This window comes from Thiohalophilus sp., from assembly GCF_046483665.1.
Classification (GTDB): domain Bacteria; phylum Pseudomonadota; class Gammaproteobacteria; order UBA6429; family Thiohalophilaceae; genus Thiohalophilus.
The window spans coordinates 89,375-115,981 of the sequence record NZ_JAWOCR010000004.1 but is presented as its reverse complement, the minus strand read 5'-3'; the positions used below and the strand labels follow the sequence as shown (position 1 = coordinate 115,981).

Annotated in this window: 24 protein-coding genes and 1 tRNA gene; 7 read left to right on the top strand and 18 right to left on the bottom strand. The window is 54.6% G+C overall.

The window, feature by feature from the left end:
- Positions 1 to 481: 481 nt before the first annotated feature.
- The 4 genes from pheT to R6U90_RS00775 all read left to right on the top strand — a co-directional run bounded on the left by pheT (position 482) and on the right by R6U90_RS00775 (position 4,015).
- On the top strand, positions 482 to 2,923 hold the full coding sequence (gene pheT / locus R6U90_RS00790) for a phenylalanine--tRNA ligase subunit beta (RefSeq protein WP_410350752.1): 2,442 nt from the start codon (positions 482 to 484) through the stop codon (positions 2,921 to 2,923).
- Positions 2,924 to 2,928: 5 nt separating this feature from the next.
- Positions 2,929 to 3,228, top strand: a complete 300-nt coding sequence (ihfA, locus tag R6U90_RS00785; RefSeq protein ID WP_410350751.1) for an integration host factor subunit alpha — start codon at positions 2,929 to 2,931, stop codon at positions 3,226 to 3,228.
- Positions 3,209 to 3,571: a MerR family transcriptional regulator gene (locus R6U90_RS00780; protein WP_410350750.1), complete on the top strand. Its 363-nt coding sequence runs from the start codon at positions 3,209 to 3,211 to the stop codon at positions 3,569 to 3,571. The genes ihfA and R6U90_RS00780 overlap by 20 nt, the downstream gene beginning before the upstream one ends.
- A gap of 367 nt (positions 3,572 to 3,938) precedes the next feature.
- Positions 3,939 to 4,015: transfer RNA gene (locus R6U90_RS00775), tRNA-Pro, on the top strand.
- Between the two features lie 599 nt (positions 4,016 to 4,614).
- Here R6U90_RS00775 and cysC read toward each other — a convergent pair.
- A complete protein-coding gene (gene cysC / locus R6U90_RS00770) occupies positions 4,615 to 5,226 on the bottom strand; it encodes an adenylyl-sulfate kinase (RefSeq protein ID WP_410350749.1) in 612 nt (203 codons plus the stop codon).
- 172 nt (positions 5,227 to 5,398) lie between these two features.
- On the opposite strand from cysC, the gene cysG reads away from it, so the two are divergent.
- Positions 5,399 to 6,814 (top strand): siroheme synthase CysG, encoded by a 1,416-nt coding sequence (cysG, locus tag R6U90_RS00765; RefSeq protein ID WP_410350748.1) that lies wholly within the window; start codon positions 5,399 to 5,401, stop codon positions 6,812 to 6,814.
- Positions 6,815 to 7,023: 209 nt separating this feature from the next.
- Here cysG and R6U90_RS00760 read toward each other — a convergent pair whose 3' ends face one another.
- Positions 7,024 to 9,432, bottom strand: coding sequence for an EAL domain-containing protein (locus tag R6U90_RS00760; protein WP_410350747.1), 2,409 nt, complete (start codon positions 9,430 to 9,432; stop codon positions 7,024 to 7,026).
- Positions 9,429 to 10,415, bottom strand: coding sequence for a hypothetical protein (locus R6U90_RS00755; protein ID WP_410350746.1), 987 nt, complete (start codon positions 10,413 to 10,415; stop codon positions 9,429 to 9,431). Before R6U90_RS00755 ends, R6U90_RS00760 begins: the two co-directional genes overlap by 4 nt.
- 397 nt (positions 10,416 to 10,812) lie before the next feature.
- On the opposite strand from R6U90_RS00755, the gene R6U90_RS00750 reads away from it, so the two are divergent.
- Both R6U90_RS00750 and R6U90_RS00745 read left to right on the top strand, forming a co-directional pair.
- Complete coding sequence (locus R6U90_RS00750) at positions 10,813 to 12,612, top strand: ABCB family ABC transporter ATP-binding protein/permease (protein WP_410350745.1); 1,800 nt, start codon at positions 10,813 to 10,815, stop codon at positions 12,610 to 12,612.
- 106 nt (positions 12,613 to 12,718) lie between these two features.
- Positions 12,719 to 13,075, top strand: coding sequence for a S24 family peptidase (locus tag R6U90_RS00745; protein WP_410350744.1), 357 nt, complete (start codon positions 12,719 to 12,721; stop codon positions 13,073 to 13,075).
- Between the two features lie 64 nt (positions 13,076 to 13,139).
- On the opposite strand, the gene R6U90_RS00740 is transcribed toward R6U90_RS00745, so the two are convergent.
- The 15 genes from R6U90_RS00740 to tusD form a co-directional block, all read right to left on the bottom strand.
- Entirely contained in the window at positions 13,140 to 13,604 is a 465-nt protein-coding gene (locus tag R6U90_RS00740; RefSeq protein WP_410350743.1) for a rhodanese-like domain-containing protein, read from the bottom strand.
- A 189-nt stretch (positions 13,605 to 13,793) separates the two neighbouring features.
- On the bottom strand, positions 13,794 to 14,459 hold the full coding sequence (locus R6U90_RS00735; protein WP_410350742.1) for a response regulator: 666 nt from the start codon (positions 14,457 to 14,459) through the stop codon (positions 13,794 to 13,796).
- Between the two features lie 2 nt (positions 14,460 to 14,461).
- Entirely contained in the window at positions 14,462 to 16,117 is a 1,656-nt protein-coding gene (locus R6U90_RS00730) for a histidine kinase (protein ID WP_410350741.1), read from the bottom strand.
- 77 nt (positions 16,118 to 16,194) lie between these two features.
- Positions 16,195 to 16,533 (bottom strand): HesB/IscA family protein, encoded by a 339-nt coding sequence (locus R6U90_RS00725; RefSeq protein ID WP_410350740.1) that lies wholly within the window; start codon positions 16,531 to 16,533, stop codon positions 16,195 to 16,197.
- Between the two features lie 85 nt (positions 16,534 to 16,618).
- Complete coding sequence (locus tag R6U90_RS00720) at positions 16,619 to 18,010, bottom strand: cobyrinate a,c-diamide synthase (RefSeq protein WP_410350739.1); 1,392 nt, start codon at positions 18,008 to 18,010, stop codon at positions 16,619 to 16,621.
- 144 nt (positions 18,011 to 18,154) lie between these two features.
- Positions 18,155 to 19,366, bottom strand: coding sequence for an NrfD/PsrC family molybdoenzyme membrane anchor subunit (nrfD, locus tag R6U90_RS00715; protein ID WP_410350738.1), 1,212 nt, complete (start codon positions 19,364 to 19,366; stop codon positions 18,155 to 18,157).
- 29 nt (positions 19,367 to 19,395) lie between these two features.
- A complete protein-coding gene (gene dsrO, locus R6U90_RS00710; RefSeq protein ID WP_410350737.1) occupies positions 19,396 to 20,157 on the bottom strand; it encodes a sulfate reduction electron transfer complex DsrMKJOP subunit DsrO in 762 nt (253 codons plus the stop codon).
- Positions 20,157 to 20,660, bottom strand: coding sequence for a hypothetical protein (locus R6U90_RS00705; protein ID WP_410350736.1), 504 nt, complete (start codon positions 20,658 to 20,660; stop codon positions 20,157 to 20,159). Before R6U90_RS00705 ends, dsrO begins: the two co-directional genes overlap by 1 nt.
- Before the next feature lie 21 nt (positions 20,661 to 20,681).
- On the bottom strand, positions 20,682 to 22,631 hold the full coding sequence (locus tag R6U90_RS00700) for an NAD(P)-binding protein (protein WP_410350735.1): 1,950 nt from the start codon (positions 22,629 to 22,631) through the stop codon (positions 20,682 to 20,684).
- A 49-nt stretch (positions 22,632 to 22,680) separates the two neighbouring features.
- Complete coding sequence (gene dsrK, locus R6U90_RS00695; protein WP_410350734.1) at positions 22,681 to 24,213, bottom strand: sulfate reduction electron transfer complex DsrMKJOP subunit DsrK; 1,533 nt, start codon at positions 24,211 to 24,213, stop codon at positions 22,681 to 22,683.
- A gap of 33 nt (positions 24,214 to 24,246) precedes the next feature.
- Positions 24,247 to 24,975 carry a respiratory nitrate reductase subunit gamma gene (locus tag R6U90_RS00690; RefSeq protein WP_410350733.1) on the bottom strand — a complete coding sequence of 243 codons (729 nt, stop codon included), beginning with the start codon at positions 24,973 to 24,975 and terminating at the stop codon, positions 24,247 to 24,249.
- A 105-nt stretch (positions 24,976 to 25,080) separates the two neighbouring features.
- Entirely contained in the window at positions 25,081 to 25,416 is a 336-nt protein-coding gene (locus R6U90_RS00685; RefSeq protein WP_410350732.1) for a TusE/DsrC/DsvC family sulfur relay protein, read from the bottom strand.
- 41 nt (positions 25,417 to 25,457) lie between these two features.
- On the bottom strand, positions 25,458 to 25,766 hold the full coding sequence (tusB, locus tag R6U90_RS00680; RefSeq protein WP_410350731.1) for a sulfurtransferase complex subunit TusB: 309 nt from the start codon (positions 25,764 to 25,766) through the stop codon (positions 25,458 to 25,460).
- Between the two features lie 18 nt (positions 25,767 to 25,784).
- Positions 25,785 to 26,192, bottom strand: a complete 408-nt coding sequence (gene tusC / locus R6U90_RS00675) for a sulfurtransferase complex subunit TusC (RefSeq protein ID WP_410350730.1) — start codon at positions 26,190 to 26,192, stop codon at positions 25,785 to 25,787.
- A gap of 13 nt (positions 26,193 to 26,205) precedes the next feature.
- Positions 26,206 to 26,598: a sulfurtransferase complex subunit TusD gene (gene tusD / locus R6U90_RS00670; RefSeq protein ID WP_410350729.1), complete on the bottom strand. Its 393-nt coding sequence runs from the start codon at positions 26,596 to 26,598 to the stop codon at positions 26,206 to 26,208.
- Positions 26,599 to 26,607 lie beyond the last annotated feature (9 nt).

Here is a 26,607-nt window from a genome sequence, read left to right as displayed (position 1 = left end):
AGTGGCCGGGCCGTCGCCGATGGAATCGCCTCCCACAAAACAGGTTCTAGGTCCTGGTTGCTAGCACCTGGCACCTGGATTTGTAGGAGGGGCTTGCAGCCGCGACCCGGGAGAAGTGGCCGGGCCGTCGCCGATGGAATCGCCTCCCACAAAACAGGTTCTAGGTCCTGGTTGCTAGCACCTGGCACCTGGATTTGTAGGAGGGGCTTGTAGCCGCGACCCGGGAAAAGTGGCCGGGCCGTCGCCGATGGAATCGCCTCCCACAAAACAGGTTCTAGGTCCTGGTTGCTAGCACCTGGCACCTGGATTTGTAGGAGGGGCTTGCAGCCGCGACCCGGGAAAAGTGGCCGGGCCGTCGCCGATGGAATCGCCTCCCACGTTTATATAGCCATTTCGATGGCTTGTGAAATCAACAAAAAATAAATTGTTCCTTTGCGTTCTCTGCGCCTTTGCGCCTCTGCGTTAAAAAGAGATTTGAAAAATGAAGTTCAGTGAAAAATGGCTAAGAGAGTGGGTTAATCCCGATATCGACACCGACGCGCTGGCGCATCAGCTGACGATGGCCGGGCTGGAGGTGGATGCGATCGAGCCGGTGGCCGGGGCCTTCGACAAGGTGGTGGTCGGCGAGGTGATCGGGCTGGAACCGCACCCCGATGCGGACAAGCTGCGCGTGGCGACGGTGAATGTCGGCGCTGACGAGCCGCTGCAGATCGTCTGCGGGGCGGCCAATGTACGCGAAGGCTTGAGGGCGCCGACCGCGCTGGTCGGGGCGAAGCTGCCGGGCGATCTGAAAATTAAAAAATCCAAACTGCGCGGTGTGCCGTCGCACGGCATGCTCTGCTCCGAGAAGGAGCTGGGCCTGGCGGACAGTGCTGAAGGCCTGATGGAACTGCCGGAGGACGCCCCGGTGGGGGAGTCGATTCGCGCTTATCTGCTACTGGATGATGTCAGTATCGAGCTGGGGCTGACGCCCAACCGGGGCGATTGCCTGAGCCTGGCCGGGATTGCCCGGGAAGTGGGTGTGCTGAATCAATTGTCCGTGGCCGGTCCTGATATCAAGGCCTGTGCCGCAGCGATCGACGACCGCCTGAGCGTGAGCCTGGATGCCCCGGCGGCCTGTCCGCAATATGCCGGGCGGGTATTGCAGGGAATCGACCCCGGGGCCAGGACGCCGCTGTGGCTGGCCGAGCGGCTGCGGCGCAGCGGCCTGCGCAGCCTGGGGCCGGTGGTGGATGTAACTAACTATGTACTGCTGGAGCTGGGTCAGCCAATGCACGCCTTCGATCTGGGCAAATTACAGGGCGGCATCCACGTTCGCTATGCCCACGCCGGCGAGTCCCTGATCCTGCTGGATGAGCAGACGATCGAACTGGACAGCGAAACGCTGGTGATCGCCGATGAGAAGGCGCCGGTAGCGCTGGCCGGCATCATGGGCGGCGCTGACTCCGCCGTGGGCGAGGGGACGGTCGATATTTTCCTGGAAAGCGCCTGGTTTGCCCCGCAGGCGATCGCCGGCAAGGCGCGCGGCTATGGCCTGCATACCGACTCCTCGCACCGCTTCGAGCGGGGCGTGGATCCGCAGCTGCAGGTGCCGGCGCTGGAGCGCGCCACGGCGCTGCTGCAGGCGATTTGTGGCGGCAAGGCAGGACCGGTGGTGCATGTCCAGCAGACCGATCAATTGCCGGTCAGAGCGCCGGTGAAGCTGCGCAAGGTCCGAATCGGCCGGATTCTCGGGGCGGACATTGCCGGGGACGCGGTGGTCGATATTCTGGGGCGTCTCGGGATGGTGGTCCATCCGGCCGATAGTGACGAGGGACGAGTGACGAGGGACGAGGATGGCCCTTCGGCCAGGGGTGAGGAAGAGCTTGTCTGGGAGGTGACGCCACCGTCGTTTCGGTTTGATATCAACCTGGAGGTGGATCTGATCGAGGAGCTGGGGCGGATTTACGGCTATGACAATCTGCCAGCCAGCCGGCCACGGATTACCCTGGCGATGGGCGCCCGGCCGGAAACCCGGCTCAAGCCGGCCGATTACAAACGCCTGCTGGTGGCTCTGGGCTACCAGGAGGCGGTGACCTACAGTTTTGTGGATCCGAAGCTCCAGCAGCAGCTGGATCCGCACGGCCCGGCGCTAATGCTGGCCAACCCGATTTCGGCGGACATGGCGGCGATGCGGACCTCCCTGTGGCCGGGATTGCTGCAAACGGCGTTATATAACTTGAATCGTCAGCAGGATCGCGTATTATTATTCGAGCAGGGTCTGAAGTTTGTTTTGCAAGACGCTGAATTAAAACAGGAACCGGTCCTTGCGGGTTTGCTATCAGGCAGTTTGCTGCCGCCCCGGTGGAGCAGCCCCGCCCGTCAGGCCGATTTTTTCGACTGCAAGGGACATGTAGAACAGTTGCTGGCCCGAACCGGCCAGAGCGAGCAGTTCCGGTTTGAACCCGATGACAGCCATCCGGCTTTGCATCCCGGCCAGGCGGCTATGATCCGCCACAACGACCGGGTCGTGGGGCGCCTCGGAGCCCTGCATCCCGCGCTGCAGCAGCAACTGGGACTTTCCCGGTCGGTTTATCTGTTCGAGATCGAGCAGGCCAGTCTGGCCGAGCGGCGGCTGCCGGCATTTGCGCCGCTGTCGAAATACCCGTCAATTCGTCGGGATATTGCCATCGTTCTGGATGAGAACATTAGCGCACAGAAAGTCAAGGATTGCATTGAAAAAGGCGGCTCCGGCTGGCTCAAAAACATCGAGTTGTTTGATGTCTATGTGGGCGAAGGTATTGATTCTGGAAGAAAAAGTCTGGCCCTGGGCTTGACCTTGCAGGATCTTTCACGCACTCTTAAGGATGAAGATGTCGAGAGCGAGATCAGTACTATCCTGAAGGTGCTGGATCGCGAACTTGGGGCTACACTTAGAGAATAACAACTATGGCGCTGACAAAAGCGGTGATGGCCGAGCGATTGTTCGAGGAGCTGGGGCTGAACAAGCGCGAAGCGAAGGAAATTGTGGAGATGTTTTTCGAGGAGATTCGTAATGCGCTCGAGAACGGCCAGCAGGTCAAGCTCTCCGGTTTCGGCAATTTCGACTTGCGCGATAAAAAGCAGCGTCCCGGCCGCAATCCCAAAACCGGCGAAGAGATCCCCATAACCGCACGGCGAGTTGTGACATTTCGTCCCGGACAAAAACTGAAGGCCAAAGTCGAAGCATATGCTGGAACCCACCAATAATAACGAATTACCCCCGATTCCCGGCAAGCGGTACTTCACCATCGGTGAGGTGAGCGAGCTGTGCGCCGTCAAGCCGCACGTGTTGCGCTACTGGGAGCAGGAATTCCCGCAACTCAAACCGGTCAAGCGCCGCGGTAACCGCCGTTACTACCAGCGCCAGGACGTGATCATGATCCGCGAGATTCGTAGCCTGCTCTATGAACAGGGCTACACCATCGGCGGCGCGCGCCTGCAACTGACCGACAGCAACAACCAGCCCAAAAAAGGCAGCAAGACCGATAAGGAAACCCTGCGCCAGATGCGCATGGAACTCGAGGAAATCGCCTCGATTCTTTCTAGATAAGAGGGCCGAGTTACGAGGGACGAGTGACGAGGAAAACCTGGAGCATCCTGCTCTTTGGTTCGTAGGCGCGGCTGCGCCGCGACCGACCTTTCCACCCACACGAATCCATCGTACCGAAGGCGATTCCAGAAGTTCACGAGACAGGGTGTTTTCCCTCGTTACTCGTCGCTGCGTCCGGAGGACGCCGCGCGACCGACCTTTCTACCCATATGGTACGAACCCATTGTGCCGAAGCTATTTTCGCAGGGAAATGGTGCGTAGAACGCACCCTACTTACTTTCGGGAAGATGTTTTTCCTCGTCCCTCGTAACTCGTCCCTTGGCCCTGAGATTGATGTGGTGTATGATTCCCGCCGTTCCAAATCCGTCGGGGCGTAGCGCAGCCTGGTAGCGCATCTGCATGGGGTGCAGAGGGTCGCAGGTTCAAATCCTGCCGTCCCGACCAATCTTAATTTTTGCACGGCCGTTGGCCGTGGAAGTATGAGGACGGCCGGATTTCCGGCCCTCCGGGCGTTCGCTGAACTGCGAACCGGTGGTTCGGTTTCAGCTCACCCTGCCGTCCCGACCAACTTCTCAGGGACCAGGTCCTGCTAACCAGGACCTGGTCCCTTATCACGACAGAGTGCGATCATCGCATTCATCCCTCTCCGCCAAAAAAATTCCTCCGTCCGTTTTCTTTGTAGGAGGGGCTTGCAGCCGCGACTTCTCGAATCCAGGCACAGTCGCCGACGAAGTCGCCTCCTACCACTGAGAACCGGTGGTTCGGTTTCAGCTCACCCTGCCGTCCCGACCATCTTCTCAGCTACCAGGTCCTGGTTAACAGGTTCTAGCCGTACTAGCCCTCGCCCCAAAGTAGGAGGGGCTTGTAGCCGCGACTTCTCGAATCCAGGCAGGTCGCCGACAAAGTCGCCTCCTACGGTCTATGCGCCATTCGATTGGTGAATCAGCCAGAGCGATATCTGCTGCGGTTGAAGAGTGTCACGTAGGCTATCGCCAACGTGACCTACGCTACTTGCTGAGAACTCAGAACTAAGCACTCAGCACTCAGCACTTTTTTATAACCCCTCGTTCGGCCAGCAGCTGGACGACGGTCTGGACGGATTCTTGCAGGGATTGTTCGGCGGTATCGAGGTGCAGTTCGGGTTTGAGGGGGGCTTCGTAGGGGGAGCTGATGCCGGTGAATTCAGGGATTTTGCCTTCGCGGGCCTTTTGATAGAGTCCCTTGGGATCCCGTTTTTCGCACACTTCCACCGGCGCATCGCAGAAGATTTCCAGAAAATCGCCATGGGGCATCAGGCTGCGGGCGATTTCGCGATCTTCTCGCAGGGGAGAGATGAAGGCGGTCAGGACGATGACGCCGGCTTCGATAAACAGTTTGGCGACGTTGGCGACGCGGCGGATATTCTCGTGGCGATCTTCCAGTGAGAAGCTCAGATCGCTGCACAGGCCATGGCGCACATTATCTCCGTCCAGAACGAAGCTGTGGCAACCCCGGCGGTAAAGTTCCTGTTCCACGGCATGGGCCAGGGTCGATTTACCCGAGGCGGAGAGGCCGGTAAACCACAGTACCACGCTTTTGTGATGGTGGAGGCTCTCGCGCTGTTCGCGATCAACTGTGGCCGGGTGCCAGACGATGTTGTTGTCGGGGTTATCCACGGGATACCTCAGGTTGGTGGGCAGAAAGCGTTATACATTCTGTTTTAATATATAGTAAAATACCCAGATAATTCAACGGTTTATTACGCGGTTTTTCGCGCCGGGCGTCCTGTTCTGTCCGGGGTTGATTCGGATCTGCGCGCGCCAATCGCAATGTGAGTGACTTGCCAATATGAAATTCTTGCCGATTTTTCTGGATGTCAGGGACCAGCCCTGCCTGGTGGTGGGCGGCGGCGGTATTGCCGCACGCAAAGTGTTTTTGCTGCTGCGAGCCGGCGCCCGCGTGACGGTGGTGTCGCCCGAATTGTGTCACGAACTGAAAGAAAAACAGCACAGCGGGGAAATCGAGTATCTGGCGCGCGCCTTTGCGCCGACAGACATTGAGCAGCCGATGGTGGTGATAGCCGCGACCGACAATGAGGCTGTCAACCGGCATGTGTCGGAACTCGCCAAAGCCAAAAATATCCCGGTGAATGTGGTTGATGCCCCGGAATTATGTAGCTTTACCATGCCCTCAATCATCGACCGCTCGCCGGTCCAGATAGCGATTTCCACCGGCGGGGCCTCTCCGGTTCTGGCGCGTTTGCTACGTTCGCGCCTGGAAACGGTGATACCGGCTGCCTACGGCCAGCTGGCGGCCTTGCTGGAGAGTTACCGGGAGAAGGTCAAGCAACGCTTCAGTTCGATTACCGAGATTCGTCGTTTCTGGGAGACGATTCTGGAAGGGCCGGTTGCGGATCGACTGCTGGCCGGCAAAGAGAATGAAGCCCGGGCCCTGCTGGAAGCGGCCGTGGCCAGTGGCCAGCCGCCGTCACTGCAAGGTGAAGTGTACCTGGTGGGCGCCGGTCCGGGGGATCCGGATCTGTTGACCTTCAAGGCCCTGCGTCTGATGCAGCAGGCCGATGTGGTGGTGTATGACCGACTGGTCTCGCAGGGCATTATGGATATGGTGCGCCGCGATGCCGAGTTCATCTATGCCGGCAAGGAGCGTAACAAGCACACGATTCAGCAGGAAGATATCAACACCCTGCTGGCGCGTCTGGCCAAAGAAGGGAAAAAAGTGCTGCGGCTCAAGGGCGGCGATCCCTTCATCTTTGGCCGCGGTGGCGAGGAGATCGAAACCCTGATGAAAGAGGGTGTCACCTTCCAGGTCGTGCCGGGGATTACCGCGGCGGCCGGGTGCGCGGCCTATGCCGGGATTCCCCTGACTCATCGTGATTATGTGCAATCCTGTACCTTTGTTACCGGCCATCTCAAGGACGGCACGATCAACCTCAACTGGTCCTCGCTGGCGCACCCGGGACAAACACTGGTGTTTTACATGGGGCTGCATGGCGTACGTTCCATTTGCGAGAACCTGGTCAAGCACGGACTGGAGGACAGGACACCGGCGGCCCTGGTGGAAAAAGGCACCAGCCAGGAACAGAAGGTTCACATGGGAACACTGGCGACCCTGCCGGATCTGGTCCAGAACCACGATATCAACCCCCCCACACTGATCATCGTCGGCGAGGTAGTGGCGTTACACGACAAACTCAAATGGTTCGATCCGACCGGGCATGAAGATAAAAATAGTGCTGAGTGCTGAGTGCTGAGTGCCGAGTGCTGAGTGCTGAGTGCTGAGTGCTGAGTGCCGAGTGCCGAGTGCCGAGTGCTGAGTGCTGAGTACTGAGTTCTTGGAACTTATTTTCGTCATTCCGGCCTTGAGCCGGAATCCAGCTCGCACACCCTTTCGGGACCGGATACCGGCTTACACCGGCATGACACAACGAGAATTGAGCACCATTCCGATTAGAGTTACGACCCGGGGTTTATGATTTCCTGTAATGGAAACGGTTTGTCGACGGCGTAGCCCTGGATATAGTCAATATCGCAGTGGGCCAGTTTTTGCCTGATTTGCTCGTCTTCCACGTATTCGGCAATGATCTCCAGTCCCTGTTCATGGCCGATCTTGATGATGGCGTCAATAATCGAGTAATTGATCTGGTTGTTGTGGATATTGCGTACGAACTTTCCGTCGATTTTCAGATAGTCAACGGGCAGGTCGTGCAGGTACTGAAACGAGCTGACGCCGGTGCCAAAATCGTCGAGGGCAAATTTACAGCCCATCTCTTTCATGATGTTGATAAAGTGCAATGCCTTTTCAAGGTTTGATATGGCGGCGGTTTCCGTGATTTCGAATGTCAGGGAAGAAGGGTTGATATAGTTGCTTTGCAGCCGCTGTATAAGATAATCAATAAATTCGCTGTTACATAGCGACTGTCCGGACAGGTTTATGTTGTATATGTTGTCGCCGAAGTTACGAATGGCCTGTTTTTCGAATAGTGAAAGAAATGCCTCAATGACCCAGCGATCGATTCTTGGCATTAACAGATAACGTTCTGCCGCCGGGATAAACTGCTCGGGCATAACCCGTTCATCCCTTTCAATCATGCGCAGAAGAATTTCATAATGCTTCTGTTGTGTACAATTTTCCGAGACAGGCTGGATTGTCTGGCAGAATAACTCGAACCGATCTGTATCCAGGGCCTCCGTGATCCGGTTGTACCATTGCAGTTCATCGCAACGGCGAATGAAGTCCCGATCGCTGGGGGCGTAGGTATGAATGCAATTTCTGCCATTATCCTTGGCGATATAGCAGGCAGAATCAGCGCGCATGAGAAGTTCGGGGTGACTGTTGACTGCGGCGTTGATGGGAACAAGGCCAATGCTTACCCCGATATCAAATGCGGTGTCATGCCAGATGTAGCGGAAGTCAGCGACGCTGTTTTTGACTTCGTTGGCGAGTTCTTCAGCCTCTTTGATATCCGTGTCATAGAATATGATGCCGAATTCATCTCCCCCCAGTCTGGCCAGAAGATCGTGCCTGCGGATCCGGTTTTTGATTTGCTGGCTTATCTGTTTCAGTAGAATATCGCCGGCCAGATGTCCGCAGGTATCATTGATAATTTTAAACTGATCCAGATCAAGGTAGCAGAGAGAGTGCTCGGTATCCCGTTCCCTGGCGTCATCAAGGGCATCGTGCAGCTGGGTTTCAAATTCACGGCGGTTGTAGAGATCGGTCAAATCATCATGCGTCGCCTGATAGGTTAACTTGTCGGACATGTGTTTGATGCTGGAGAAGTCGTGGAATATCAAGGCCATACCTATTACGTCTCCAGAACGATCGAGTATCGGGCTGGCGGTGTCCTTGATGACTATTTCGCTTTTATCTGGCTTTACCAATGTCAGGTGAGGGTAGTGGTGAAGATTCTCTTTGTCGGAGACTACCTTTTCGAAAGGGTAGGTGTCGATGGAATCTGATTCTGGCTTGCGTACTTTAAGGATTTTGTGCAGGCTTTTGCCGTAGACATTACGAAATCGATTTGCGGTAAGTATTTCAGCGGCCGGGTTCATATAACTGATATTGCCCTGAACGTCAGTTGTAATAACCCCCTCGCCAATTGATTCAAGCGTGACATGTGCCTTGTTGCGTTCGACGTAAAGCTCGTTATCACTCTTTTCAATCAGCTCATCTCTTGCCTGTTTCAGCGATGTGGACATATTATTTATGTGGCGAGCCAGCGCATCGAGCTCTGTGATCGATGATGTCTCCAGCTGATGACCGATATTGCCATCACGTATGGTGTCTATATCGGTTAGCATTTTTATAAAAGGGTTGGTGATACGTTTCAAATAAACGAGCGTAACAAAAAAGGTTATTGTGAGAAGCAGGAGAGTAATAATTACCCCCTCCAGAATAATGTTCTTTTTTTCCTTTTCCAGATCCAGAGTTGAAATATCGACAGTCAAGGTGCCTATTTTTCGTCTCGGACCAGCCTCTATTCCAGTGTAGTCATTTATATTCTCTGTTGACTGAAGAATTTTATTCTCGATTTGTATTGTCGGGGGGTTGTTTTTTGTGCTGCTTGTGTTGCTGCTTATCTCGTGAAGAAGGTTGTTGTTTGCGTCATATACCCTTGCCCTGAGTATTTCATGATCTTTGACAAAGTTATTTAATAATGACCGGGTGTGCTCCTGGTTGCCCGAAACAATACCGTATTCAATTGAGCTTGCGAGTATCCGGGTTGTTGTCCTGGCTTTGTTGACCAGTCTTTCTTCGGCATCTTCTGTGCGATTGCCTATATGCGACGCTGTCAGCATGAAAGCGATCGCCAGCATGGGGATGATCGCTATGGCAAGTATTTTATGTTTGATGCTTCTCATTTGCGGGGCCTGTCCTGATATGTCTGTTTCAGGTTTTGATATTCAATGTTGATCCTGAGAGATTTTGCAACTTGCGGATTCACCTCGACGGTATACCTTGAAGGATAGAGAATACTCCCATCAACACAGCGTTCTGTTTGATTTATAATACCCAGTGTTTCATCCGCCATTGATTCCGGCGTTGAATAAATCCCCATAAGTGCGCCAGCCCTGACAAATGCCCTGGAATAACCGATGAGTGGGAGGTTGAAATGGTAGCTGGATATAAGGATGTTACGTGCAGTGCTCCGGTTGTATATCTCTTTGTTGTGCAGTGCGATGATTACATCAATCCCGTTTTCTGACATGGTGCGTATTGTGGAGTGAATATTCTCCCGAGGCGGTACGCGAGCTATTATCGGATCGTATTCATACTGCATGGCAATAGACGATTTGGAGTTGTTCGCGTCTTTCGGCTCTGCAATGATCCCGGCAATCCGCGCATCGGGAATTCTTTCACGAATGACCCGGGTGATTCGGTGCAAGGGCTGATCGATTACAAGGACGCAATGCATACCCTGTGATATATTTTTCTCCGAAAGAACGTCCCGATAATCTTCTAGAGTGATTAGCGTCGCGAGGTGGGGCCTGTCAATCCTCAAGTCGGCCACATTGCGCAAGCTCTTTTGACCCAGTGTCACAACGGTCTGGCTGTTGTTAATCAACTCCCTGAGTTTTTCTGTATGCAAGTCGTCCATTGCGACAAAACGTTGAGTATTGCGCGATGAAGCCGATGTGTTTTGATGTTCTTCAACAGTTTCTTTGAAAGTCAGGTAGGGCTTCGCACGGCTGCTCATGACATACAATGTGTCGTATTTCTCTTGTGCAAGAATGCTCTGGGGTATCAGCAATGTGACGAGAAGCAGTGTCGCTCTTCTGGCCTTGTTTGTGATCCTGAACTTTCCAGCCAACAAACGCTGCCCTTGCATGATGAAAAATTTCATTGGAAGTGACAGAGTCCGGCGAGACGCAGTTTTGAGACGGAAGTTCGCTGTAGCAGGAGGGTATTCGACCCGGGTACCCCGTTGAACGCGGCTCTGTCATCCACGAGTCCCTTGACCGCAGTGTGTTGTGTCCCGTCTCGGCGAAGATATAAATAAAACACCCTGACGAGAACCCGGCAGGCGTGTCCTCTGGTAAATAGCGCCCGAACCCCGGCACGCGCAGAGATATCCTGGCTGTCGCTTGGCGCTGGTGCCGGGATCAGGAAACTACAAGGCCAGAGGCCGGACAACTTACAGGGTATTGTCATACAGACTGGCGGAAATCCCGTCCTTCTCTCACAAAGATGGCCTAAAGGTATGATAATATTTCATTTTTCAGGTTGGCAGCAACGCTTTTATGAGTATTCCCCGCTACACCGACGCCCCGCACAAAAACCGCCAGGATCTGCGCAACCTGCGCCATATGCTGCCCTATCTGTGGGATTATCGCGGACGGGTGCTGATCGCGCTCGTCAGTCTGGTGCTGGCCAAACTGGCGACGGTCGGAATTCCGCTCCTGCTCAAGGAAATCGTGGATACTCTGGATGTGGAGCAAGGCCAGGCACTGGTTCTGCCGATTGTACTGTTTCTGGGCTATGGTGCCCTGCGCCTGGGGAGCTCGTTTTTCAATGAGATGCGCGATGCGATTTTCGCCCGCGTACGCTATGGCGCCATGCGCAAGCTCTCCCACCAGGTCTTGCAGCATCTGCACCGGCTGTCGCTGCGCTTTCATCTGGATCGGCGTACCGGCAATATTACCCGGGATCTGGAGCGCGGCGCCCAGAGTGTCAGCTCGATCATGAACTACATGGTCTTCAATATTCTGCCGACGATCGCCGAATTTCTGCTGGTCGCGGTGATTTTGCTCAGTCAGTATGAACCGCGTTTCACGATCGTGACGTTTTTGACTGTCGCGGTCTATATCGTCTATACGATGCTGGTCAGTGAGTGGCGTATGCATTATCGCCATCGTATGAACGCGCTGGATTCACAGGCAAATGGGCAGGCAGTGGATAGCCTGCTCAATTATGAAACCGTCAAGTATTTCAATAATGAGCAGTTCGAGCTACATCGTTATCATGACACCCTGGATGAATGGGAAAAAGCGGCCGTTAAAAGCCAGACCTCCATGTCACTGCTCAACTTTGGCCAGGGAGCGATCATTGCTGTTGGTCTGACCTTTATCATGATCTATGCCGGTCATGGTGTTGTTAATGGTGAGATGAGTCTGGGTGATCTGGTGCTGGTCAATACCCTGATGCTGCAGATGTTCATGCCGTTGAGTTTTCTTGGGATCATTTACCGCATGCTCAAGTACACCCTCGCAGATATGGATCTGGTAATCAAATTGCTCAACCGCGAGCAAGAGATACGCGATGCACCGGATGCCGTGCCCCTGCAGGTCAGGCACGGCGAGGTCCGTTTTGAGAATGTTGCCTTTGCGTACAGTTCGGACCGCCCCATACTCCGCGAGGTGAGCTTTAGCATACGGCCCGGCCAGAAGGTGGCAGTGGTTGGCCATTCCGGGGCAGGTAAATCGACACTGGCCCGTCTGCTATTCCGGTTTTATGACGTCAGCGCCGGACGGATTGTGATTGATGATCAGGATATTCGCGAGGTTACCCAGCAAAGCCTGCGCGATGCGATTGGTATTGTGCCCCAGGACACGGTGCTGTTTAACGAAAGCATTTTCTACAATATCCAGTACGCGCAACCCGGCGCCAGTCAGGCGGAGGTTGAACAGGCGGCGCGTATGGCTCACATCCACGAGTTTATCGTCAATCTGCCTCAGGGCTATGACACTGTGGTGGGCGAGCGGGGGCTGAAGCTTTCCGGCGGCGAAAAACAACGGGTGGCCATTGCCCGGGTGATTCTCAAAAATCCGGCTATTCTGGTATTTGACGAGGCGACCTCGTCGCTGGACAGTCAGTCGGAGCAGGCGATTCTCAAGGCCCTGCATGCGGTCGCCGAACAACATACCACGCTGGTCGTGGCTCACCGGCTGTCGACGATTGTTGATGCCGACGAGATTCTGGTCATGGAAGCCGGGCAGATACTGGAGCGGGGCACCCACGCGACGCTGCTGGCTCGCGACGGGCTTTACCGCCAGATGTGGCGCCTGCAGCAAAAAGAGGAACAACAGGCGATTCTTTCTTAGCCGCTGTCGGACGCCTGAAAACCGCTTTGTGAAAGGGTTTTTATGCGACTGTGTCGGGGGAGCGTAACGCGCTATAATCAGGGCAGAAATAACAGGAGGTAATGCTATGCAGGATCTGAAACATGCCATTGAATCTGCTGCAGAATCGAGCTGCGGCGGCGCCGAGCCATTTGCCCTGCAGGTGGTGGATGACAGTATGGAGCCGGAATTCAAGCGCCGCTGTATTATCGTGGTCGATCCGACCGGTGTGGCGCGCCACGGCAGCTATGTTATCGCCCTGATCGAAAATGGTTACGTCTTTCGCCAGCTGGCCATCGAAAATGATGAGTACTACCTCCAGCCACTGAATGAAGCCTACATGCACGAAAAAAGAAAGATCGACTTCAATGCCATCCAGGGCATCGTTGTCCAGCAGGCCGGCCCCAACGGCCGCCGCAAGGATCGCAAGCGCTACGAGGACTAGGAGAAAGACAATTTTTAATGTTGAATTAAATACAGACTCAAAATTTAAAATTCAACATTCACAATTATTTCTTGCTCAGCTGTTCCGGGCGGAGTTGCGGGGTGAAGAAGTCGATGACGGTGTCTTCGTCCACTTCGTTTCCCCTGGTGTCGTAGAAGGGCTGTTCGTAGTCGCTCCAGCCGCGCAGGCCGGTTTTTAACGAGGTCACGCTTTTGTAGCCAAGCTGTTGCATCACTTCGGCGGCGAAGATGCTGCGGTTGCCGGAGCGGCAGACAACCACGACATCCCGGTCTCGGGCCTCGACCAGTTCGGGAACGGTGTCTTCGTAATCGTATTCGCAGGCTGTTTCGAGAATGCCGCGCGGTACGTTGATCGAGCCCGGGATGTGCATGGCTTCGTATTCATAGGGTTCCCGTACATCGACGATCAGCGTATCAGGGTTTTCCTGAAGCTGTTCTTCCAGATCCCAGGGGAACAGTTCGTTGACGTGTTTGGCGCTTTCGGCGACCAGCTCGGTAAATTTTTTCATCGTTACTGCCTTGCCCAATGAATTAAAGGGAGTTGATTATCGACAGGACAACGGGATCACCGGGTACACTAAGTAACTTCTGGCCCATGCCATATCTTTGATTTGTGTTGTTTTCGATGTATTCGGCGTCATCGGTGGTTAATTTATCGGCTTCAAATAAAATCCGGATTGCGAGTTTTAACGTGATGGTTATTCCGGGCTTGCGCGGGAGAGTCCATATTCGACCGCCATTACGGCGGCCTCGACCCGTGAGTGAACATCCAGTTTGCGCAGGATCGCCTTGACGTGCAGTTTGACCGTGCCATCGGAGATACCGAGATTGCGGGCGATGGCCTTGTTGCTCTGGCCTTCGGCCAGCAGACCGAGGATTTCAGTTTCGCGTGGTGTCAGTTCATCAAACGGGCTGACGTTGGTGGTCTCTTCCTCGTTGTGGGTACCCTGAACGGCCTTGGCGAGGATTGGCGCCAGATCGGGGGCGACCACGGTTTTCCCGTTATTCACGATATCCCGCAGGGCGAGGACCAGATCGTCCGGCTCCATGTCCTTGAGCAGATAGCCCTGCGCACCTTCACGCAGGGACTCGAGCAAATCACCTTCGTCACTGCTGGTGGTTAGCATGACGATGGGCAGGCTTTCATTATTTTGCCGCAACAGTTTCAATACGCTGAGACCGTCGATTCCCGGCATACGCATGTCCAGCAGGACAACGTCGGGTTCCAGATCCTTGACCAGTCGCAGACAGTCCTGACCGGTCCCTACCGAAGCGATGATTTCAATGCCACGGCTCGCCAGCAAGCCTTCCAGTCCGACCCGGAACAGGGTGTGATCATCAATTAACAGTACACGCAGCCCCATACTTAACCCTGTTGTTGTACCGGTACTTCCACAGTCTGGACTTCGGGATAACGGAAGTGCAGCAGTACCCGTGTGCCTTCACTTGGTTCGCTTTCAATACGGAATGTCCCGCCAATCCGTTTGGCTCGCTCATCCATGATACTCAAGCCCAGGTGATCGCCAGAAGTCCGATCGGAGGCGGGCTGAATGTTCATGCCCACGCCGTCATCTTCAATCAGGATATTACAATCGCCGTTGACATCGCTACGCATGATAACACGGACGGTATGGGCCTGGCTGTGTTTGCGGATATTATTCAAGGCTTCCTGGATGATACGCAGGGCCTGCACTTCGATGCTGGCCGGCAGGTACAGGACGTTCCATTCCTTTTGCAAGTAGATGGAAATCTCGCTCTGGTTACGGAAGCGATCGACCAGATGCCCGACGGCCGGGACCAGTCCACGTTTGTCGATCGGCGCCCGGAAATGAGTGATGAGTTCGCGTAATTCGGCATAGGCCTCGTCGAGGTTGTTCTCGATTTTTTCCAGTTCATACCAGACTGAGGGTTCTTCACCCTGTCGAATCGTCTCGTCCAGAACCCGAACCTGGAAGCGCAGGCTGGCCAGCGTCTGGGCCAGCGAGTCATGTAGCTCATGGGCGAGTCGCGTACGTTCTTCCATAATGGAAAGGCGCTGGGCCTCGTCCTCGGAGTGGGCTTTGTCAATCGCCATGCCCAGGTGTCGTCCGATGCTGGTGAGCAGTTCCTCGATGTCTTCGGGTTCGGCAAAATCTTCCTGACTGACGAACAGGTTATAAACACCGAGTGTCTTGCCCCGGTACTGCAATGGTACGACGATCATGCCGATATCGTTACTGTCGAAAAATTTACGTCCGATGATCTTGTCGCATTTACGCAGGTCGGTCTGAAAGAGTACCTTGCCTTCCTTGAAAGAACTGCCACACAGACACTGTTCAGAGGGAATTAACTGCTCGCGTTTGATGAGATCATCATCGAGACCGATACTGGAGACCAGTCGCATCTGGTTGTTGTTATCCACCAGACGAACCACGGCGGCCTGTGCTTTCACCACATCTTTTAAAGTATGCAGAAACCGGGTCAGCAGATCGTCGAGATCACGCGAGATATTGATACTGGCCGCGACGTCATAAATGATTTCCAGTGAATGCGTCTTGCGTTCGATGTGTTTGGTCTGTTTGCGGACCTGGCTCTGCATGTCCAGCGACAGCACTTCCAGTTCATCGGCCAGGGAATTGAAGTCGGCAAACAGGCTCTTGAACTCCTTGGGCGCTTCTTCAGGGAGACGGGCAGACAGGTTTCCCTGGCGTAATTGTCCTGCCCAGTGGCGCAGCCGGGTGAGCGGGCGCAGGAGGGTCCGTTGCACCAGAATAATGAGAACACCAATCAGTCCCAGACCGCCGAATAACAGCGCCAGAATGATACCGACCAGGGTGGAGCCGGCGTGATAGGTATACAGCAGCCAGGTACTGGCAATTCCCAGTACAATCAGAATGGCGCCAATGCCAAAAATGGCGCCACACAGCCGGCTGCGCCAGATGCCTTCGCGTGGCGGCAATTCGGGCACCTCAGCCGTTTCGCTGTCGACACGGGGTGTCGATTCGGCCGGGTTGGCGTTTTGTGAAGGGCTATGCATGGTCATAGTATACGGCAGACCTCACGGTCAGGACCACGTTAATACAGCGAACATATCGCCAAAAGATCACATAAGCGACTGATTTAAAAGTAATGTGCACCTTCTCCTTCGTCTTTGGGCGGGGTGTAATCCGGATCATTGGGGTTGAGAAAAATGAAATTGAGCTGACCCGGTTCCAGCTCGACAAAGTCCAGTGTAGCCCCTTTTAACAACTCCACGCTGGCAGGCGGAACCATCAGGGAAATGCCTTCTGAGCTGTAGCTCACGTCATTGTCATCCTGCTGGTCGGCGAATCCCATGGCGTACTGGATCGAGCCGTTTTCATCGCGTTTGGCGGCTATGCGCAGGGGCATGCCTTCCATCTGGTTCTGCTTGGCCGACTGTTTAATTTGCTCCGCAGCTTTGGGCGTCACCGTAATCATTAAGGACTCCTTTGTTTCTCACTGGTCGTTTGTGACTGATATCAATCGGGACGAGCAGGATTTAATATCCTACTCAATTAGTCAATTATAGCGCAATTCCGTTCGTCTTGTGGCGCCGGATCAGGGCAACGAACCGGCGTGCCCAGTGGTGATAATCCGTATCCCGCAAGTGGGCATAGCAGGCCAGCAGGTTCTTGTAGACCAGCCCGTCGTGACGCCCGTCGATACCGGTGCCGCGCAATACGTCGTAGGCGAAGCGCCGGGGTCCGGTCAGATTTTCCAGTGCCGAATAGTGGAACTCATGCGCCGGAAATGCATCACCGGCGGGGCGACCGTCCGCCGGCCAGGGGCTGTCCGGCGTTTCACGCAGGCGAACATAGCCCCGTCCCTGAGGGCGGGGGTACATCACAGCATCGGCCTCGATCACACCCACCATGGGCCGGGTTTCGTCCTGCCAGGTGATCTGTCGGCACAGGTACATGAGACCGCCACATTCGGCATAGGTCGGCAGACCGTCTTCAATGGCCTCGTAAATGGCCTGTCGCAGGGGAGCATTGGCTGTGAGTTCATCCAGCCGGGATTCAGGAAACCCTCCGCCGATAAACAAGCCATCGATCGGCGGTAGCTGTCGGTCGTGCAGGGTGTCAAAAGGGACCAGCTCGGCGCCGGCGGCCTGCAGGGCCTCAATGTCGCCCGGATAATAAAAGCCGAAGGCTTCGTCGCGGGCAATACCAATACGCACATCCCGCGCTGGAGCCGCGCTCGGGCCCGGCATGTCATCACTTTCCAGGGGCGGGGCCTGGCAGGCAATGCCCTGCAGGCGCTCAAGATCCACCTGATTGGCAATCCGCTGACCGATGGCATCGATCTTATCGACGGCTTCCCGGTTCTCGTTGCTGGGGATCAGTCCCAGATGGCGCTCGGTGATTGCCAGACGGGCCTCGTGATGCACCGCACCCACGACCGGGACGTCGGTGTAATGTTCGACCACGGCGCGCAGCTTGGCTTCGTGACGATCGCCCCGGATCTGATTGAAGATGACCCCGCCAATAAAAACTTCGGGATCGAAGGCCTGATAACCCAGAATCAGCGGGGCGATGCCCCGGGTCATGCCCTGCACATCGATTACCAGAATGACCGGGGTCGACGTGAGCCGGGCCAGCGCCGCGTTGCTGTTGCTGCCTTCGATATCCAGACCGTCGTACAACCCCTTGTTACCTTCGATCAGCGCCAGATCGACGCCAGAAGCCTGCTGGCGCAGCGTACGCAGGATCTCGGCGTGCGGCATGGTATAGAAATCAAGATTGTGACAGGGACGTCCCGCTGCCTGGCCCAGCCACATGGGATCGATATAATCCGGTCCCTTTTTGAACGGCTGCACAATCGAACCCTGTTGCCGGAACGCCGCGCATAACCCGATCGACAGAGTCGTTTTCCCCGAGGATTTGTGTGCGGCGGAAATGAGCAGGCGGTTCATGATAGGGCGGGACCTTTCAAAGGAATTAGCATATCACGCGCATGTTGTCCCGAAATGAATGCGAGTGAAAAAACAGTATCTAATAACTAGTCGCCAGGAACTAGTCCCTGCCGCCGTCCTGTTACACAGGACGGCGGCGAACAATCAGGCTGAGTGGTGCGGATCGACATCCTCATCGGCCAGGCTGGTGGGCATAAATCGCAGGATCTTGACCGCCAGGGCGACCATGATCAGGGATACGGCCACACCGCCCAGTCCCAGCAGAACTTCCCAGATGCTGGGGGCATAGTGTGCCACCTGACCATCAAAGAAACTGCTCTCAATGACTTCCTTGCCGGGGAAGATTTCCAGCGGATAAGCCTGGCCACCGATAATCAGCACGTACAACTGAATCAGACCACCGATGATGACCAGCAGGGCGCCCAGTCCCACCAGAGTCCGGTTCTTGCCCGTGCTCGGATGATAGAACAGAAACAACGGCAGCAGGGAGCCGATCACAATCTGGCCAATCCAGAACAGCTGGGTGTAAATGCCGCCATCGCGCAGAATGAAGGCTTCAATCCCGTGGTGTTCGGTCGCATACAGGTTCGTCAGATGGTAGGCCAGGACAAAATAGAGCACGCCGGCGACAAATACGCCCAGCAGGTTTTTCAGACGGCGAAAGATAGCCTCGCCCAGTGGCCGACCGGTCCATTTGTAGGAGGTCATCAGGACCAGCAGGAAAATCGCCAGACCGAAAGAAAAGGACATGGCAATAAACAGGGGCGCCATAATTGCCGCATCATAGCCCTGGCGTGCGACCAGGAAACCGAAGATGGAGCCGGTACCGGTGGTGAGTAACAGTCGCCAGAGGAAGGCGGCGATACCCACCGGTTTACTGTATTTGTTCATGCTCTGCTGCATCATCATCCACAGGTAAACGGCGACAATCGCAAAGAAACCGTTATAGAGAATGATGTTCCAGGCAAAGATCGATTTGAAATTGTAATAGGTCATGGCCACGATCAGCCGATCGGGACGACCCAGATCAAGTACCAGAATCATCAGGCCGCCGGCGAGCAGGGCGATAGCCAGCAGTCCGGAGAGTCGGGCCAGTGGCTTGTAAGCCGTCTTGTTAAATACGGATGAGATAGACGCGACGTTGAGTGCCCCGGAGGCCGCGACGATCAAAAAGATCGCGAAGATATGCGGCGTCCCCCAGACGACGGCGTTATTCATACCGGTGACATAATGTCCGTGATGTTCCATGACGTACCAGGCACCCAATGCGACCAGAATGATGGCGCCGAGGATGCCGAGGAGGGCAAGATAGCCGAAGCTTCGGCCTTCAATTTCCATGAACTGTACATTTTTCATTTCGACTGACAACCTGGTTGGTATATTTGTTATAGACCCTGATAGCGAACGCCGGTGTTCAGGCCCAGATCAGCGCGTAATTGCTCGCCACCGTATTCTTTCAGCTGACGGGAAATCGCACTGTTCGGATCTTTAAGATCACCAAAATACATGGCGTTGTGATTGTCGGCATTACAGGCCTCGACACAGGCAGGCGTGCCATCTTCGTCGACCCGGTGTACGCACATAGTGCAGGACTCAACGGTACCTTTACCACGAGGCGCCACGACTTTCTGATCCTCCAGGTCCTCGTGGATAAAAGAACGCGCCTTGTAGGGACAGGCCATCATGCAATAGCGGCAACCGATACAGGTATGCTTGTCGACCAGCACGATGCCGTCGGCCCGTTTCATAGAGGCGCCGGTCGGGCAGACATCGACACAGGGTGGATTCTCACAATGCTGGCACATCAGGGGCAGAGACTGGACATGACCGGTCTGTTTGTCCTTGATGGTGACCTTGCGAATCCACTGGGCTTTCTGGTGAGGGTTGGATTTTTCCTCGCTGTTGTTGATCTCGCCCCAGCCGTTTTCATTCATGCAGGCGGTGACGCAGCTGTCACAACCTTTGGCGCATTTTTCGGTATCGATCAGGATACCCCAGCGCTTTTCACTGGTGGCAGCCTGTTCCGCCGGGCGGGCGTGAACCTGGCGCAGGAAAACACCCGGTGCAATCGCCATTCCCGCCGCGGCGGCGGCTTTAGTAAAGAAATGCCGGCGCGACAGGTCTGCGTTATAAGTCTTGTTGGTCATTATTGTTGATCTCCTTCAGTCAATACCTGCAAGGTCTCGACGGAGAGTTTTTTTCCTTTCAGGGCAATTTTGCCGTGATGGGGATTGTTGCCGGTGTTGAAAGTATGCTGGTAATCAGTATCTTCAGGCGTGTCACGATGACAGCTGAAGCAATCAACACTGACCGAGGCATAATTGTGGCAACTGCTGCAAAAATGCTCGTCCTCACCAAAACTGGCAAACTGGCCATCTTCATCAGGAGTCACATGACAGTTGATACATTCCGCCAGGCTGAACTTCCGCGTGCGGATGCCTTCGCGCATGGTATCGTCGCGCTGATGCATGAGATCATCCATATGGTTTTTACGCATATAGTCGGTAGGCGCAACACAACCATATTCTTCCGTTGCCTTTTCTTTGGCTTTGGGAATTTCAGGGGTTGGAGCATCCCCCGCCTGCACAGTAAAGGGCAGGGCGAGAAGCCCTGCCATTATTGTTGTTTGTATCAACTGTCCTAGTGACACCGTTACTACCTCTATTCGTTATTATTCACCCATTGCCATATCGATGTAGCCGGTCGGGCAAACATCGGCGCAGATGTGGCAACCGATACAACGTGCGTAATCGGTGGCGACATAACGGCCCATGGTGTGCTGGTTCTTCGGCACACGATATACCGCGTCCTGCGGGCAGTAGATAACACAGTTATCACACTCGAAGCACATGCCACAGCTCATGCAGCGATCAGCTTCCTCACGGGCCTGTTCAGTAGACAAGCCTTTCATGCGCTCCTGGAAGTGTCCCAGTACATCGTCAGCGGAGGGTACGTCTTCCGGACGTTTGAGGCGCGGCGTGTAGCTGAAGTGGCCGAGGAACAGTTCATCCGCGGGGATAATTTCATGCGCCGAACGGTCTTCATAGTTGTGTACGGCCCATTCCGCGGCGGCGGTGCCCCATTCAGATTCATGAGTATAATCTTTGGGTTCCAGTCCGGTTTCACGCAGCTTGCTGAGCAGGTTGAAGTGATGCTTGTCGACCTTGGGGCGTTTGCCCAGGTTTTCTGCTTTAAGATAGTGGTCGATACTTTCCACGGCGATGGAAGCCTGACCAATGGCGGTGGTCAGCAGATGCGGACGCACGATATCGCCGGCGACGAAGTGCCCCGGCTTGCCCGGTACCTGGTAATGCTGGTCCGCGTCGATAAAGCCACGATCATTACCCAGATCTTCAAAGCCTTCCAGCTTGCCGCCCTGACCGATGGCGGAAACCAGCAGGTCCAGTTCGATATCGTATTCGGAACCTTCGATCGGCGTCTTGCCGTCGTCATCCAGTTTCTGGACGCGCAGAGCCTTGGCCCGGCCTTTTTCATCCAGAATCACTTCAACCGGATTCACGCGATCGACAATATCAACACCTTCACGCAGGGCGTCATTGACTTCGTGCTCGGCCGCGGCCATATCCTTGACCGGTGAACGGGACAGCAGCATAACCCGGGCGCCCTGGCGGGTCGCGGAAGAGGCTACATCGTGCGCGGTGTGACCCAGTACGATGTTCTCCGGACGATCCTTTTCATTCACTTCAGAGATATGTCCCAGGCGACGGGCAACGGAGGCCACGTCGATGGAGGTATCACCACCGCCGACAACTACCACTTTCTCGGAAACCAGCTTCAGACGACCGTCATTAAAGGCTTCCAGGAAGTCGACGCCGGTCAGTACGTTCTGTGCCTTGTCGGCACCCGGGATCGGCAGTTTGCGTCCGGTCCAGGTACCCACGGCCCACAGGATGGCGTCATAGTCTTTTTCCAGCTGCTCAACAGTGACGTCCTTGCCAACCCAGGTGTTGAGTTTGACTTCGACACCCATGTCGAGGATACGGTTGATTTCACCGTCCAGTACATCACGCGGCGTACGATAACCGGGGATACCGTATTTCATCATACCGCCGAGAGTGGCGTGGTTATCGAAAACAGTGGCACCATAACCTTTGCGACGCAGCTGATAAGCCGCAGCCAGACCAGCAGGACCACCACCGACGACGGCGATTTTCTTGCCGTTGTCTTCCTTGGCAGGTTCAAACTTGTACTTGTTGGAGAGGGCAGTGTCACCAATGAACTGCTCTACCGCATTGATGCCGACACGATCCTCGACTTCATTACGGTTACAACCGTCTTCACAGGGAGCCGGGCATACGCGACCCATGACAGACGGGAAGGGATTGGCGTCGGTGGAACGGCGGAAAGCATATTCTTCCCAGTCCATACCTTCGGGCGGATTTTCGATACCGCGAACAATGTCCAGCCAGCCACGGATGTCTTCACCCGACGGGCAGCTACCCTGGCACGGCGGGGTCCGATGGACGTAGGTCGGGCATTTGTGTGAAGTATCCTCTTTGAAGATCTTGTCCGACCAGGAACTCCAGTCTTCATTAGTTTCACCGTCCTTGTATAGACGGAAGGTTAGCTTGGTGTTCATGTCGTCTTGGGAAGTAGCCATGCCTGTTCTCCTATGCGATGTCGGTTAATACCGTCAAATCGTAAAAGTTTTAAGCTTCTGATTCAGTTTCAGTTGCTTCATCTTCTTCGTCACCCGGGGCATCACTTAAAATGATTGCCTCGCTGACCAGCTGATGGACGCTGACAATGTCAGTCATACCGAACCCGTAGTAGGGTAAGACCTTGGTAAACTGGCTCTTGCAAATCGCGCAGATCGCCGCCACGTTGGTTACGCCGTTTTCATCCACGACGCGTTTGTAAGCTTCCATGCGGGGCTGGGCGCCTTTGACGCGCAACTCCATGAGATCGTCGGTTAACAGACCGCCACCGCCGCCACAGCAGAACGTGGCTTCCTTGATGTAGTCAGCGGGCATGTCGACATAGTTGTTACAGACTGCCCGAATGATCGCGCGGGGAATATCGAACTGCCCACCGGGCTTGTCTCCCATACGCGAGGCACGTGCCACGTTACAGGAATCGTGGAAGGTGAGCGTCATGTGATCGTTTTCGGACTTGTCGAATTTGAGCTTGTTCTTCTGGATCAGATCATAAGTAAACTCGCAGATATGCTGCGGTACCGGATAATTGGGATCCAGGAAGTCGAATGGGCCGGCCAGGGTATTCAGGAAGCTGTAGGCAACGCGCCAGGCATGGCCGCATTCACCGAATACGATACGCTTGACCCCCAGATCCTCGGCGGCTTTGCGAACCCGCAGGGACAGATCTCGCATGTTTTCGTAACTGCCAATGAACATGCCGAAGTTGGCCGCCTCGGAAGCGTAAGAACTCAGGGTCCAGCTGACCCCGGCTTCGTGGAAGACCTTGGCGTAGCCAATCAGGCCATCGACATGGGGTTCGGCGAAGAAGTCGGCGGACGGAGTGACCAGCAGAATTTCCGCGCCTTTTTGATCCAGCGGGAACTTGACCGGCACACCGGTATCTTCCTCGACTTCTTCCTCAAGACCTTCCAGGGTATCGGCCAGGGCCGGCTCGGGCAGGCCCAGGTTGTTACCGATGGTGCCGGCCTTGCCGATGATTTCGTTACAGTATTTCTGTCCAACGCCAATGGAGTCCATGATTTCGCGGGCAGCCATGGAGATTTCGGCAGTATCGATACCGTAGGGGCAAAACACGGAACAGCGTCGGCACTGGGAACACTGATGAAAGTAGCTGTACCAGTCGTCGAGAACGTCCCTGGTCAGGTCTTTCGCACCGACCAGCCTGGGGAAATATTTCCCGGCAAAAGTGCGATAGCGACGGTAGACCTGGCGCAGCAGGTCCTGGCGCGCTACCGGCATGTTCTTGGGATCGGTGGTGCCCAGATAATAGTGGCACTTGTCGGTACAGGCGCCGCACTTGACGCAGGAATCCAGATAAACCTGCAACGAGCGGTATCGACCGCGCAGATCATCGAGTTTTTCCAGCGCCTTTTCTTCCCAGTTGTCGACCAGCTCGCCAGGGAAACCCAGGGCTTCCTGAAACTGAGGTTTGGCCACATAGGGTTTGCTGTGCTCCATCACCCCTTCTTTCAATTTCGGGATGATCGGGTATTCGTGCAATTCCGGTGTATCGAAGTCTGCCACGTCAGTAATCCTCTAGCGACTTTCCTGTGTATTTTATTTTTCGAGTTCAGCAGCCCACGGCGCCAGATGGCGTTTTTCCCGCGGGTTGTCGACCTGGTTACGGCTCGGGCTGAAGAACACACCCGGCGCGTGTAGCAGCTTGCTGATAGGGAAGATAATCATCAGCAGGACAACCAGAGTCAGATGAACCAGTAAAAAAGCGTCACCTGGCAGTGGTTCAATCGTGAAACGCAACAGGCCAAGGAAAAAGGCTTTAACCATGACAATGTCGGTATGCGCGACAAAGGTCATCATCATGCCGCTGACGCCAATGGCAATCAGCAGTAACAGCATCAGATAATCGGAGGGCGCGGAAATGTAACGCACCCGATCCACGAAAATCCGCCGGGCAAACAGGCCGAGCAGGCCAATGACCATGGCAAAAGAAGCGTATTTACCAAACGGTTGAATCAGATCAACCCAGAACCAGGTATCCGCCTGAAAATAACGCAGATGTCGCAGCAATACGAGTAACAGGCCCAGATGGAACAACCAGCCAAACAGCCAGGTCCACTTGGTTGCCTTGAACAGGCTGGTGAACAGTACAACTTCGCGTACCATTCTCAATACAACACCGGAACGACTCACAGGGGCCGGTGTCGTGGGAATCTTTAATGGTGCCGGCGTACGTGCATACAAGGTAATCTTGCGCACCAAACCAACGACCAGCAGCAGGGTAGCCGCATAAAATAATATTGCGTAAGTCACGGACAGCGCCGACATGCTACTGTTCCCTCTACGTTAACTCGTTGTAATTATCGAATCAGATCATATTTGAGTGGAAAGGAGGGGAGTCAGACTCCCCTCAAATTCCGCAGCGTCAGGTGTTTAGACGCAGCCAGTCGGCTTGGGCAGACCGGCATATTTACATGCCTGCTTGCCAGGGCCATACGGGAACAGTTCGTACAGGTACTTGCTGTTACCTTTTTCCTTGCCCAGCTTTTTGCCGATAGCTTTGGTCAGTACACGAACAGCCGGTGCGATCTGATACTCTTCATAGTACTCGCGCAGGAAGTTGATAACTTCCCAGTGACTTTCGGTCAGCTCCTGACCTTCGTCTTTGGCCATATATTCGGCAACTTCCGGAGTCCATTCTGACAGGTCTGACAGATATCCTTCTTCGTCGACTTCCAGCTCTTTGCCACCTACGTTGATAGTACCCATCGTTTATCTCCTCAGTAAGATACTGTGTGTGGATTTACTCATTAAGTCCATGCGCTGACTTTGTCGTTATCGACAGTCAACTGAACGAAACCGCTGTAATCAACGACCTTGACGCCGTCGATCAGCTTGCTTTCGTCGATGCCACGGGCTTTCAGATCAGGACCCAGAACATAGAAAGAAACATCGTTCATGATTCCTGATACTTTATCAGCAGACGCTGAGCCCTTCATCGCACCATAAACCCCGTCTTCATACAGCATGACGGAGCTGCCTTTGAGAGCGTGACTAATGGCGCTATCGAGGGAGTTACGCTCAAAAGGCGATTTATTTACAGTGTGTAAAATCGGCATTGTTTTCTCACCCTATACTTAGAAGCTCAATACGACGTCAGACTCATCCATCAGTTTGGCGAGTTCTTCGGCAGAAACCACCTTGATGGAATCTTTTTCAGCCCAGTCGTCATCTTCGTCTTCGTATTTCAGATCGAGGAGATCCTCGACGCTCAGACCGCGTGCATCGAGCGACTCTTTTTCGACATAAATCTTCTGAACGTCATAATCGCCCAGGGCCGAGTAGGTCGGCGAGAAATTCTTGATGCCGAGTTCGGCGGTATCCTGGCCTTTCATGATCTGGTAGACACCATCATCAACAAATGCCAGCGAGACGTCCTGTTCAAATGCGGCACCAATCAGTACGACTTCCAGGGATTCCCAGGCATAGACCGTACCGTAGGGCGCCCGGCGGTTCAGATATAAAAAATTCTTAATATCAGACATGAGACACCCCTAATCAGTCGCCAAATACTATGAGACGATCCGCCTGGACACAACCTTCAATCAGCTGTCCCAGACCAGAGATACGGAACCCGGGGGCAATGTTATTGCCATCCTTGCCGTTTCGACTCTGTTCGCCTTCATCAACAATACCGCGGCGTTGAGCAGCTGCGACACAAACCACCAGATCCAGCTCATGTTTGCTGGCCAGTTCAGACCAGGTGTTCACGATGTTCAGATCATCCTGGGGTGGAGTGGTGTAACGCGTACCGTTATTTACGCCATCATGGTAGAAAAATACACGAAAGACCTCATGACCCGCATCCAGCGCGGCCCTGACAAAATTCAGGGCCGAAGTGGAAGCTTCATGATTGTAAGGGCCTTCGTTAACCTGAATAACATACTTCATCTGATTAAC